The sequence below is a fragment of the Nocardia brasiliensis genome (assembly GCF_011801125.1).
GTDB classification, from domain to species: domain Bacteria; phylum Actinomycetota; class Actinomycetes; order Mycobacteriales; family Mycobacteriaceae; genus Nocardia; species Nocardia brasiliensis_C.
This window is the reverse complement of the sequence record NZ_CP046171.1, coordinates 4,651,128-4,662,660: the sequence shown is the minus strand read 5'-3', so window position 1 is coordinate 4,662,660 and position 11,533 is coordinate 4,651,128. Positions and strand designations below refer to the sequence as shown.

The window sequence follows — 11,533 nt, the reverse complement described above, 5'->3', positions numbered from 1 at the left end:
GGCACGATCGAGGACGGCTACTGCACCGTGTGTGGGACCGCCCCGGCCGAAGCCACCACGATCCGCTCGACCGCGACATCGCACGAGGTATCGATCGCCGAGGCGACCACCGCGCCGGCGACGCCCGAGCACTGCGCCGAATCCGGTTGCGCCGGAACGGTGATCGACGGGTACTGCGAGGTGTGCGGCACCGCGCCCGCGCCGCCGACGGCCGCGATCGCCTCCACCCCGAGTGCCCGCGGCAGTTCACGCTCGGTGCGCACCGGCCGGTCCTCGTCCAGATCCAGCAGGCGCGGCAGGCTGGGCGCGGGCATGGTCGACGTGCCGCGGGCGCCGCGGATCGATCCGGCCACCGCGATCCTGCGCGATCCCGAAGTGGCGGAGAACAAACGGTTCTGCGGCAAATGCGAGAAGCCGGTCGGCCGGGGCCGCGACGGCAGACCCGGCCGGACCGAAGGGTTCTGCCCGAACTGTGGCACCCGTTTCTCGTTCACCCCCAAACTGGGCAAGGGTGATCTGGTCGCCGGTCAGTACGAGGTGGCCGGGTGCCTGGCGCACGGCGGTCTCGGCTGGATCTACCTCGCGACCGATCGCAACGTCAGCGACCGCTGGGTGGTGTTGAAGGGTCTGCTCAACGCGGGCGATGCCGATGCCATGCTGGCCGCGGTCGCGGAGAAGCGCTTCCTCGCCGAGGTCGAGCATCCCAGCATCGTCAAGATCCACAACTTCGTCGAACACGCCGGCGCGGACGGGGTTCCGGTCGGCTACATCGTGATGGAGTACGTCGGCGGCACCTCGCTGAAACAGATCCTGCGCGGTCGCCGCGAGAGCACGGGCGGCTACCTGCCCGTGGCACAGGCGATCGCCTACATCCTGGAGATGCTGCCCGCGCTCGGCTATCTGCATTCCCTCGGCCTGGCCTACTGTGATTTCAAGCCGGACAACGTGATGCAGACCGACGAGCAACTCAAGCTCATCGATCTCGGCGCGGTGATCGCGATGGACGACGAGGACAGTCCGATCTACGGCACCACCGGCTACCGCGCGCCCGAGATCGCCAAGACCGGGCCGACCGTCGCCACCGACGTGTACACCGTCGGTCGCACCCTCGCCGTGCTGCTGATGCACGTGCCGCAGCACAACGGTCATTTCGGCGCCTTGCCGGGCCCGGATAGTGAACCGCTGCTCGCCACCTACGATTCGCTGCACCGGTTCCTGCTGCGGGCCACCGACGACGCGCCTGCGGCCCGGTTCGCCTCGATGGAGGAGATGGCCGACCAACTGACCGGCGTGCTGCGCGAGGTACTCGCCATCGACGACGGGGTGCCCCGGCCAGGCATGTCGACCTACTTCGGGCCACCGCGCGGTGTCTTCGGTGTCGACGCGGCGGTGGACGCGCCCAAAATTATTGCCGCTCTGCCCGTTCCGCTCGTCGATCCGACGGACAGCGCGGCCGCGCTGCTGGCGACGACCAGCGGCACCACCCCGGCCGAACTGGAGCACGCGTTCGAGGCGGGGCTGCGTGCGGTGGTCACCGGGCACGGGGAGTCGACCGAGATCCCGCTGCGATTGATCCGGGCCGCGCTCGAGATCGGCGACAGCGCCGAGGCCGACCGGCGGCTCACCGCGGCGTCCGCGACCCTGTGGGGCGACTGGCGGCTGAGCTGGTATCGCGGCCAATCCCGTTTGCTCGCGGGCGAGCTGTCCGAGGCGGCGACCGAGTTCGATGCCGTGTACGCCGGGCTGCCCGGTGAGGCCGCGCCCAAGCTCGCGCTGGCCGCGGTCGCGGAGCTGTCCGCGGCGGCGGGCACCGACTTCGCCGCCGCACAGCACAGGCGCAGGGCCGCACGGTATTACGAGACGGTCTGGCGGACGGACCGGGGCTACCTCAGCGCGGTGTTCGGGCTGGCGCGGCTGCGCACCGGCGCGGGGGATCGGGACGGCGCGGTGGCGGCGCTGGATCAGGTCGACGCGGGCTCGGTGCTGTTCGCCGAGGCCGGGATCGCGGCCGTGCGCACGGTGCTGCACGACCTCGCGCCCGCCGAACTCACCGAGGCGATCCTGCGCAACGCGGGGGAGCGGGTCAGTCGGCTGCGGCTGGACTCCAAGCGCCGCTCCGCCGAGATCCGGTTGCGCGTGCTGAGCGCCGCGTTCGACTGGCTGCGGGCCGGAGGCGTGCCCGCCGCGCACACACCGCTGCTCGGAGTGCCGTTCGAACAAGACGGTGTCCGGGCCGGATTGGAGCGCTGCTACCGGGACCTTGCCCATGAAACCGACGACATGTGGGAGCGATTCGCATTGGTAGAGCAGGCGAACACCATCCGCCCGAGGACGACGTTATGACCGACGCCGATCCGGAGGCCACGCTGCCGGCCGCGGTGGTCTCCGCCGCGCCGCCGGTCGCGGCCGAATCACGGTGTCCCGGCTGCGCGTGCACGGTACACGCGGGGGATCGCTTCTGCGAGAATTGCGGTCACGCGTTGGGCGGCAAGCAGGTGCTGCTGCCGAACAACGAGCCAGGCCCGCCTGGCGCCTGCGACGGCTGCGGCGGTACCCGCTACGACCCCGACGGATACTGCACCGGCTGCGGGCAATTGCGCGGGGCGCCGGACCGATTCGCCGCCGACCTCGACGCCGTCGCGGTGATCACCGATCGGGGTATCGCGCACGCGCGCAACGAGGACGCGGTGGCCGCCGCGGTGGTCGACGACAACACCGTCGTGATCGCGGTGGCCGATGGGGTATCGACCTCCGAAGACCCACAGGTGGCGTCGGGGACCGCGGCCGGAACGGGCGTCGCCGCGTGCCGGGCGGCCCTGCTGGCCGGACGTTCGGCCGGCGAGGCGGTGATGGCCGGGCTCGAGGCGGCGGCCGCCGCCGTGCGCGCGATCGCGATCACCGAGGGGCACGCGCCCTCGTGCACGTATGTGTCGGCGGTGGTGCGGGCCGAAGCGGACGGTGTCGAGCTGACCGTCGCCAATGTCGGTGACAGCCGGGCCTATTGGCTGCACGGGGACGCGCCCGACGATGCGGCCAACCCGCCCTCGCAGCGGCTGACGGTGGACGACTCGTGGGCGCAGGCCCTGGTCGACGCGGGCGCGATGGACGAGCGGGCGGCGATGAACGATCCGCGCGCGCACACCCTCATCCGCTGGCTCGGCGCGGACGGACCCGTGAAACCGTGGTCCGACAACTGCGTTCGCACGCTACGTACCACCGGCCCCGGTGTGCTGCTGCTGTGCAGCGACGGCCTGTGGAACTACCTGTCGGACGCGACCGCGCTCGCCGAGGTCGCCACCAAACATCCCCCGGCGCGCGCCGCGCGCGAACTCGTCGAGTTCGCGCTGCGCTGCGGCGGCGGCGACAACATCACCGTCGCCCTCGTCCCCGTCCCGTGGTCCGGCGAGTCAGGAGCAACGCAGTGAATTCCGCGGCAGAAAACGGCATTTCGGTCGCCGTAGATCAGAACGAATACCTCGCCGACGGGGTCGGCACGGTCGACGCCGTGGTCACGGTGGAGACTGCGGCCGATCTGGTGGTCGCGGCACCACCGCAAGAGCGGCTCGAGGTGCTCATCATCGACTGCTCGGGGTCGATGGCGACCGGGCACAAATTCGCTGGCGCCCGCCAGGCCACTACGGCCGCGCTGGACGCGATGCCCGACGGGACCAGGTTCGCCATCGTCGATGGCACGCATATCGCCCGGCTGGCCTTCCCCACCGAGGTACCGTCGCTGGCCGCCAACCGGGAATCCCGGGCCGCCGCGCGGCGCAAACTCGACAAGCTGAAGGCGGGCGGCGGCACCGCGATGGGCACCTGGCTCGGTCTGACCAGGCAGCTGGCCAAGAAGCATCCCGGCGCCATGGTGCACGCCATCCTGCTCACCGACGGCAAGAACGAGCACGAGCAGCCCGCCGCGCTCGCCGCGGAGATCGAGCAGTCCCAGGGCGTGTTCACCTGTGACTGTCGCGGCGTCGGCACCGACTGGCGGGTGGACGAATTGCGGGCGATCGCCTCGGCGCTGCACGGCACCGTCGACATCGTGGCCGACCCGGCCGAGCTGGCCGCCGACTTCACCGCCATGATGCGTGGCTCGATGGCGAAGGCGATTCCGGAACTGACGCTGCGGGTGTGGACGCCTGCCGGGGCGCGGGTCCGGTTCGTCAAGCAGGTGGCCCCTGCCATCGAGGATCTCACCGCCCGCCGGGTCGACACCGGCGCGCAAGTGGGCGAGTATCCGCTCGGGGCCTGGGGCGCCGAGGATCGCGACTACCACGTGCAGGTCGAGGTGGAACCGGGAGCGCCGGGGCGGGAGAAGCTCGCCGCGCGGGTGAGCGTCGTCAGCAACGACGCGGTGCTCGGCCAGGGGCTGGTGAAGGCGGTCTGGACGACCGACACCGAACTGTCGGCCCGGATCAGCAGGCGCGTAGCGCATTACACCGGTCAGGCCGAGCTGGCCCAGGCCGTGCAGGAGGGTTTGGCGGCGCGCAAGAGCGGCGACACCGAGACCGCGACGGCGAAGCTGCGCAGGGCGGTCGAACTCGCCGCGGAATCAGGGAACGAGGGCACGGCGAAGCTGCTGCGCGGCGTGGTCGAGGTGGACGAGCAGAACGGGACGGTGCGGTTGCGCGCCGGCGTCGCGGCCGCGGCGGAGATGGCTCTCGACGCTCGATCGACCAAGACGGCGAGGGTGCGGAAGGAGGGGTAGATGACCGTCATCTGCCCGGACGGGCACGAATCGAGCGCGACCGACTACTGCGACAGCTGTGGTGCGCCGATCGGTGCGGGAGCCGAGCCGGACGCGCTGTGCCCGGCGTGTGGCGCGCCGTCGCGCGGGCGCTTCTGTGAGCAGTGCGGACACGACTCGGCGTTGCCCGCGCCGCGACCGGCCGCCGAAACCGTGGCCGCGGTCGTCTGGGTCGCCACCGTCACCGCCGATCGGGAGTTCTACGATCGGGTGCTCGCCCGCAAGGGGCCCGACGCCGACCAGGTCGGGTTTCCGGCGTTCTATCCGGAACGTCGAATCGTGCTGTACGGCAACGACATCCTGATCGGCAAGCGCAGTGTCTCACAGGGACTCAGCCCCGGCATCGATCTCGGCATCGCGCCCGCCGATGTCGGCGTCTCGCGGGCGCACGCCACCCTGCACCTCGATACCGACGGGCTCACCGTCACCGACCTCGGCTCCACCAACGGCACCAGCGTCAACGGCAGTGACGAGCTCATCCCGGCCCGGGTGCCGGTGCGGCTGCGCAGCGGAGACCGGATCCACCTCGGGGGGTGGACCACGATCGTGTTCAGTGCCGAACCGGCCTGAAAACCCGTCGGGATCTTCGCGTCTGGGACAGTAGTGTCGAATTAGGGGACGGCGGTGCTCTTTTGCGCCTATCGTCGTGCACTATGACGGCCCAGCCAAGCATCACCGCGGCGACCACGGTAGCGCCGAACCACCGATTCGAGATCGGCCCGGTGCGATACCCGAAACTGTTCGGCGCCAATACCGTTCCCATCCCGATGTCCGACGGCGCCGTCCTCACCGCCGACATCCTGCGCCCCGGCGACGGTGCCGGGCCCGCCCGCGAACCGCTGCCCGCGATCATCAACTTCACCGCCTACAACAAGATGCTCAACCGCCGGGCAATGCGCTGGCACAACACCTTACGCAGGCTCAGCGCGCAGGTGGGCGGCTCGGACCGGCGGCGGTTCACGGCGCGCGACGTGCTGCACACCCCGGCGGGCGGCATCCTCGAGCCGTTCGTGATCAACCGCACCGCGGTCCTGCGCGGGTACGTCGGGTTGATGATCGACGTCCGCGGCACCGGCACCTCGACCGGCAGCTGGGACTTCTTCCAGCCCCGCGAACAGCGGGACTATCTGGAGGCCGTCGCGTGGGTACGCGAACAGCCATGGTGTAACGGCGAATTCGCGGTCACCGGCATCTCCTACGGGGCTATCTCGGCGCTGATCACCGCCGGGCTGCGGCCGGAAGGGTTGCGGGCGGTGTTCGCCATCGAGGCGGGCGAAGACCAGGTGCGCGAGCTGGGACTGACCGGCGGTGTGCCCACCCCCGGCATGCTGGTGTGGATATTGGCCGTCAACGGCTTCAAATGGCTGCCGTCCGTGTCGGGGCTGCGCAAGGCGGGCATCACCAGGCAGTTCCTGCGCGACCGATGCGCAGACCCGGCCAGCTGGGTGCGGCACGCGGTCGAGATCGGGCTGACCGAGAACCACCCCGACAGCTTCCTCAACCCGATGTGGGCGAGCAAACTCGCGCGCTTCGAGGACATCGCCGTGCCGACCTGGATCCACGGCGGCTGGCACGACGTCTACAACCGGTCCAACTTCCGGATGTTCGACCGGATCCCGTTGTCCGGCGGAGCGAAACAGGTACTGGTCGACGACTCGTACCACCTGACCGCGGGCTCGGGATTCGGCGCCGCCGACAGCCCGCAGCCGATCGACGAGCTGCAGTGCGCGTGGTTCGACCGCTGGGTCAAGGGCATCGACAACGGCATCGATCGCTACGGGCCGGTGACCGTGCGCCGGCAGGGTGACGGGAAGTGGATGCGGCACAGCCGGTTTCCCGACCCGGCGGTGCAGGTGACCAAACTCTATCTCGACCCGGCGCACAGTGGCACGGCACCGCACGCGGGCACCGACGCCGCGCTCACCGCCGCACCGAACGAGGTCGAATCGCGACTACCGCTGCCCACCGGACGGGCGCGCCTGTCCTCCAACAACACCGGCGTCATGAGCATGGGCATCGCCCTGCTGTTCGGCAGTCGGTTCGGCACCGACGACCGGCACGCCGAGGCAGGCGCGGTCACCTTCACCAGCGCGCCGTTCACCGTCGACACCGTCGTGTCGGGAACGATGAACCTGCGTCTTCGTGCCGAAGCCGCAGGCACCGACGCCTTCTGGTCGGTCACCGTCTGCGATGTCGAACCCGACGGCGCGTCGGTCCCGCTGACCCGTGGTGCCCTGCTGTCCACCCATCGTGCGATCGACACCGCCGCAAGCGATTACCGCGACGGTGAACTCCTGTTCCCGCTGCACCCCCTTACCGCCGACGCGGTACTTCCCGTCGAACCCGGCACACCGTTCACCCTCGACATCGAAATCAATCCGACCGAAGCCCTGCTCCGGGCCGGCCATCGCCTCCGCGTCGCCGTGAGTCGCACCAGCACCCCGCGCCACTTCCTGGCTCCTTGGCGCCGACGTCGCATCATCGGTCAAACCATCGTCCTCGACCCCCGAGACCCGAGTTACCTGACATTTCTCGCCCGTGCGGCGGAGTAGCCGGCGCACGGGTTCGATAGTGACGACTCGCGATGCCGGTCAGACGATTTCGAGGTCGTAGGTGGCTTCTACCCAGAAGCCGCCGGGTTCGTATTCGCCGCCGAAGGTGAGGATGTAGTTGCCGTAGGCGAGGTCTTCGAGGCCCGCCCAGAGACCCCAGGCGGTCGCCCGGTAGTGGCCGTGCTCGCCGAACGGGCCGCCGGGGGCGGCCGCCACCGGGAACGGCTTGCGGTTGGCGACCTCACGGACCGGCAGTGTGACGCCGTTCAATTCGGCGTGACCGCTGGCGGTCGCGACGTAGGGGATGCGCCGGTTGCGCAGGGTGAGTTTCTGCATCACGTTGAACAGCGGGAAGAAGATCGGCCTGCCGTACGGGATCTCGCAACGCCTGCTCGCTTTGCCGCCGAACGTGCCCGCGAGGAACCAGACATCGGTGGGCTGAGCCTCTCCGGCGAATCGCCCGGTCTCGTCGCAGACCGGGCTGCGTTCGGTGGGTATCGACATCGCCCACTGCCACCACCGCGCGGCCAACTCCACATCTCGACTCGACACCACAACCCACCTTGCTCATCCCGACCACCCTGCGCAGGACAGAATGCCACAGTAGGTCCGGTCTCCGGCGCGACCGGCCCTGACTTCGGTGGGGTGAGCGGACCACAGGTCGCCGTGGTGTCGACCTGCCTCGTCGCGGCGACTCCCCGCAGGTTCTGCTGGTGGCACCCCCGGATGATGGTGCCGTAGACCATCGAGCAGTTCCGGGCCCGCCCGCTGTACGTGGTGGTGCTCGCTCCGCGATTTGCCGCGGTCGCCGCACGGGAGGCCGGTCGCGGCAAGGTGGCCTACGGTGCGTTCACTGTCGAGGACCTCGACACCGTGCTGCGCGACGAGACGCCCCGCATCGGATTGTGGCTGGACACCTCGGATCTCACCGTCGACCAGACCGTGGCCGAGATCCTTGCCCGCGCGGAGTCCGCGCTGACGACTCCGCGCGGACGCCCCGCCGCTCGATAGTGGTGCGACCCTGGACCTCGGGGGCGGGACCACACCGACAACTCCGACAGACCCAGCCGTGCCCGCACCGGTCCCGCGGCCTGCACACAGGAACTTGCTATGCGCCGAGAACCGCGGGGTAGCAGGGATTGCTATCGCGGACGCAGTGATCCGGTTGCCGGGCCCTCCAACAGTGTTCCGTCGGCGGCGAAGCGGGAGCCGTGCAGGGGACAATCCCAGGACTGTTCGGCGTCGTTCCAGCCGACTATGCCGTTGAGGTGCGGGCAGATGGCGGAGACGCTGGTGGTGACGCCGTCGACCGTGCTGGTGGCGGGGGCAGGCCATGGCGGTGCACGGTGCCGCATCCTTCGGCGGGGATCGTGTGCGGGCGGTGCGTGGCGGTACGTAGCCAACCGGTGGTGAGTTGCTGGGCCACCGCGGTATTCGCCGCCACGATGGCGCCCAGCGACTCGAGTTCGCGGGGCCGCCAGCTCGAAAACGCCTGCGCCCAGCTCGGCGACTTGCCGGTGATCCGCCCGGCCAGTGCCATGGCGGCGGCGACGCCGTTGGTGAGTCCCCACTTCGCGTATCCCGTGCCGAGCAGGATGCTGTCCTGTCCGGGGAGCAGCGGCCCGAAGCAGCGCAAACGCGGCCGGTCGAGGTCCGCGACAGCCGAGCGCGCACCGGAGGATCTCCGCCGAAAACGCCGAGCGGCAGGAGAGTTTGTTCCCCAGTGCCCCAGTCCAGGAACTAGCCTCAGCGTATGACGTTGCGCGCACGAGAGCACGGACTCGAATTCACCGGTGTACCGGGACAGTTCAACGCGATCACCGACGTGCCAGGCGTGCAGATCGGTTACACCACGTTGATCCGGGACGAGAACGTGCGCACCGGCGTCACCGCGATCCTGCCGCGCGGGCGCGACGGTGTGTTCCTGCCGTGCGCCGCGGGGTGGTACGCGCTCAACGGCAACGGCGAGATGACCGGCACCACCTGGCTCACCGAGACCGGCGCGCTGTCGCTGCCGGTGCTCCTCACCAACACCCACGCGGTCGGCACCTGCCACCGCGGCATCGTCGACTGGCTGGTCGGCGCGTTCCCGGACCTGCCGGACGACTGGGCGCTACCGGTGGTCGCCGAGACCTGGGACGGCTACCTGAACGACATCAACGGCGCGCACGTCAGCACCGCCGATGCCGTCGCGGCGATCGACGCCGCGACGGGCGGGCCAGTGGCCGAGGGCAGTGTCGGGGGTGGCACCGGCATGAATTGCTATGGCTTCAAAGGCGGCAACGGCACCGCCTCGCGCCGGGTCGGCTACGGCGTGGACACGTACACAGTGGGCGCGTTCGTGCAGGCGAACTTCGGTGCCCGCCGGGAACTCGTGATCCGCGGTGTGCCGGTCGGGGCGCGCCTGCAGGACGACAACCCGCTCGGAACCTGGTCCGCGCCTGCGGGTTCGGGCTCGGTCATCGTGGTCCTCGCCATCGACGCGCCGCTGCTACCCGGCCAGCTGACCGCGTTGGCACGGCGGGTGCCGCTCGGTCTGGCGCGGACCGGCACCACGGGCTCGCACTTCTCCGGCGACATCTTCCTTGCCTTCTCCACAGCCAACGAGGGCGCGCTGACCAGTTCCTACCCGGACGGCGAAACCCCGTATGAACAACTGAGATTCATTCCCTGGGGGCAGCTGAATCCGTTCTACGAGGCGGCGGTGGAGGCGGTTGAGGAGGCGGTGCTCAACGCGCTGTTCGCGGGCCGGACCATGGTGGGCCGCAACGGACATCGCTCGCCCGGCCTGCCGGTGCAGGCGGTGCTGCGGCTGCTCGGTCGCGACGAGGTCTCGCGGACGTAGCGCCCGGTCCAGACATAGCGCTCGTCCGGGAGGTTCGGCACGTTGCTCGACGGCCTTGCTCTTGTGGACGAAGCACTAGGTGTTGTGGGTCGTGACGTTGGTGACGCGGGGCGTGGGGTGAGCTGAAAGGGGGCGGTTCTTCCGGCGGCAGGATGTGAAGCGCCAACTCACACATCCGCCACGCGACCGAAAGAACCGCCGTGTCTCACCGTAATGCCCCGTTGACTGTCGAGGGCCGCCACCGGCTCGTGGACCGCTGCCGGACCCGCCCGATCGCCCATGTCGCCGCCGAGATGGGCATCTCCCGCCGATGTGCGTCGAAGTGGGTCAACAGATTTCGTCAGCACGGCGAGCTCGGGCTCCTCGACCGGTCCAGCGCCCCGCATCTGTCACCATCGGCCACGCCAGTGCAGGTGGTGGCCCGGATCGAACTGTTGCGCCGGACCAGGAAATGGTCCGCTCGCCGGATCTCACTTGAACTGGCAGCCGAAGGCACCCGGATCTCGGTGCGGACCGTGGGCCGGCACCTGGTCCGGCTCGGGCTGAACCGACGCCGGTTTCTGGACCCCAACGGTGAACCGAACCGGGCCCCGCGCCGGATCATCGCCCGCCGACCAGGCCATATGGTCCACATCGATATCAAGAAGGTCGGAAAGATCCCCGACGGCGGCGGCTGGCGCATCCACGGTCGAGGATCGGCCCAGGACAAAGCCGCCCGCGCGGCGAACAAACGTTGCAGGCCCGGTTACGTGTTCCTTCACACCGCTGTCGACGGCTACTCGAGGCTGGCCTACACAGAAGCCTTGCCGGACGAGAAAGCAGTCACGGCAATCGGTTTCGTGTTCCGGGCCCGGGCATTTTTCGCCGCTCACGGCATCACCAGCATCGAACGGATCGTCACCGACAACGGTGCCTGCTACAAAGCCCGCGACTTCGCGAAGGTGCTCCTCGGTGCCCGCCATCAGCGGATCACGCCCTACACACCGCGGCACAACGGCAAGGTCGAGCGTTACAACCGGATCCTGGCCGAGGAATTCCTCTACGCCCGCGAGTGGACTTCAGATCTGCAGCGCCAGCAGGCGCTGCAGATCTGGAACATCCACTACAACTATCATCGACCACACTCGGCCGCTGGAAACCGGCCACCAGCGAGCCGCCTCCGAACCGGCGTCACCAACGTCATGGCCTCATACAACTAGGGCCCGATGGTGGCGTGCATCAACTCCGCCTCGGTGGCCTCGTGCACCGCGAGCCAGCGCACGAATTCCTCGAACGAGGCCCGGCGCTCCTGGCCCACCGAGGCGAGCATTTCCTCGAGCAGTTCGCGCATTCGCTTATGTTGCAGCACAAGAAGTTCGACGACGGTGCGGTGATGTCGTTCGGTCATCG

13 protein-coding genes are annotated in these 11,533 nt (G+C 69.5%); 8 read left to right on the top strand and 5 right to left on the bottom strand.

Translation table 11 applies throughout. The features are described 5' to 3' along the window. Positions 1-17: 17 nt before the first annotated feature. A complete protein-coding gene (locus tag F5X71_RS37080; protein ID WP_238816096.1) occupies positions 18-314 on the bottom strand; it encodes a hypothetical protein in 297 nt (98 codons plus the stop codon). Here F5X71_RS37080 and F5X71_RS21010 point away from each other — a divergent pair. The 5 genes from F5X71_RS21010 (at position 313) to F5X71_RS20990 (ending at position 7,299) form a co-directional block, all read left to right on the top strand. Beyond that, positions 313-2,343, top strand: coding sequence for a tetratricopeptide repeat protein (locus F5X71_RS21010; RefSeq protein WP_428981382.1), 2,031 nt, complete (start codon positions 313-315; stop codon positions 2,341-2,343). The two genes, F5X71_RS37080 and F5X71_RS21010, sit on opposite strands and share 2 nt — an antisense overlap. Further along, complete coding sequence (locus F5X71_RS21005; protein WP_167463587.1) at positions 2,340-3,425, top strand: PP2C family protein-serine/threonine phosphatase; 1,086 nt, start codon at positions 2,340-2,342, stop codon at positions 3,423-3,425. The genes F5X71_RS21010 and F5X71_RS21005 overlap by 4 nt, the downstream gene beginning before the upstream one ends. After that, entirely contained in the window at positions 3,422-4,708 is a 1,287-nt protein-coding gene (locus F5X71_RS21000; protein WP_167463586.1) for a VWA domain-containing protein, read from the top strand. Before F5X71_RS21005 ends, F5X71_RS21000 begins: the two co-directional genes overlap by 4 nt. After that, entirely contained in the window at positions 4,709-5,317 is a 609-nt protein-coding gene (locus F5X71_RS20995) for an FHA domain-containing protein (RefSeq protein WP_167463585.1), read from the top strand. An 83-nt stretch (positions 5,318-5,400) separates the two neighbouring features. After that, entirely contained in the window at positions 5,401-7,299 is a 1,899-nt protein-coding gene (locus tag F5X71_RS20990; protein WP_167463584.1) for a CocE/NonD family hydrolase, read from the top strand. A 39-nt stretch (positions 7,300-7,338) separates the two neighbouring features. Here F5X71_RS20990 and F5X71_RS20985 read toward each other — a convergent pair whose 3' ends face one another. Further along, on the bottom strand, positions 7,339-7,851 hold the full coding sequence (locus F5X71_RS20985) for a hypothetical protein (RefSeq protein ID WP_167463583.1): 513 nt from the start codon (positions 7,849-7,851) through the stop codon (positions 7,339-7,341). Positions 7,852-8,076: 225 nt separating this feature from the next. Here F5X71_RS20985 and F5X71_RS20980 point away from each other — a divergent pair, with 225 nt between their 5' ends. Next, complete coding sequence (locus tag F5X71_RS20980; RefSeq protein WP_203218197.1) at positions 8,077-8,310, top strand: phosphotransferase; 234 nt, start codon at positions 8,077-8,079, stop codon at positions 8,308-8,310. Positions 8,311-8,441: 131 nt separating this feature from the next. Here the strand turns inward: F5X71_RS20980 and F5X71_RS37075 are convergent, their stop codons facing one another. Together F5X71_RS37075 and F5X71_RS37070 are read right to left on the bottom strand one after the other, a co-directional pair. Then, entirely contained in the window at positions 8,442-8,654 is a 213-nt protein-coding gene (locus F5X71_RS37075) for a Rieske 2Fe-2S domain-containing protein (RefSeq protein WP_238815370.1), read from the bottom strand. Further along, entirely contained in the window at positions 8,555-8,935 is a 381-nt protein-coding gene (locus F5X71_RS37070) for a hypothetical protein (protein ID WP_238816095.1), read from the bottom strand. The genes F5X71_RS37075 and F5X71_RS37070 overlap by 100 nt, the downstream gene beginning before the upstream one ends. 117 nt (positions 8,936-9,052) lie before the next feature. Here F5X71_RS37070 and F5X71_RS20970 point away from each other — a divergent pair, with 117 nt between their 5' ends. Beyond that, positions 9,053-10,144 carry a P1 family peptidase gene (locus F5X71_RS20970; protein WP_167463582.1) on the top strand — a complete coding sequence of 364 codons (1,092 nt, stop codon included), beginning with the start codon at positions 9,053-9,055 and terminating at the stop codon, positions 10,142-10,144. Positions 10,145-10,344: 200 nt separating this feature from the next. After that, the gene (locus F5X71_RS20965) at positions 10,345-11,343 is read left to right on the top strand and encodes an IS481 family transposase (protein WP_167463581.1); all 999 of its coding nucleotides are present in this window, start codon (positions 10,345-10,347) and stop codon (positions 11,341-11,343) included. Here F5X71_RS20965 and F5X71_RS20960 read toward each other — a convergent pair. Further along, entirely contained in the window at positions 11,340-11,531 is a 192-nt protein-coding gene (locus F5X71_RS20960) for a hemerythrin domain-containing protein (RefSeq protein WP_167463580.1), read from the bottom strand. The genes F5X71_RS20965 and F5X71_RS20960 overlap by 4 nt on opposite strands. Positions 11,532-11,533: the final 2 nt, after the last annotated feature.

Coding starts and splice junctions, on each gene's coding strand:
- F5X71_RS21010 (WP_428981382.1), top strand. CDS start 313: ATGGTCGACGTGCCGCGGGCGCCGCGGATCGATCCGGCCACCGCGATC.
- F5X71_RS37080 (WP_238816096.1), bottom strand. CDS start 314: ATGCCCGCGCCCAGCCTGCCGCGCCTGCTGGATCTGGACGAGGACCGG.
- F5X71_RS21005 (WP_167463587.1), top strand. CDS start 2,340: ATGACCGACGCCGATCCGGAGGCCACGCTGCCGGCCGCGGTGGTCTCC.
- F5X71_RS20995 (WP_167463585.1), top strand. CDS start 4,709: ATGACCGTCATCTGCCCGGACGGGCACGAATCGAGCGCGACCGACTAC.
- F5X71_RS20990 (WP_167463584.1), top strand. CDS start 5,401: ATGACGGCCCAGCCAAGCATCACCGCGGCGACCACGGTAGCGCCGAAC.
- F5X71_RS37075 (WP_238815370.1), bottom strand. CDS start 8,654: ATGCGGCACCGTGCACCGCCATGGCCTGCCCCCGCCACCAGCACGGTC.
- F5X71_RS20970 (WP_167463582.1), top strand. CDS start 9,053: ATGACGTTGCGCGCACGAGAGCACGGACTCGAATTCACCGGTGTACCG.
- F5X71_RS20960 (WP_167463580.1), bottom strand. CDS start 11,531: ATGACCGAACGACATCACCGCACCGTCGTCGAACTTCTTGTGCTGCAA.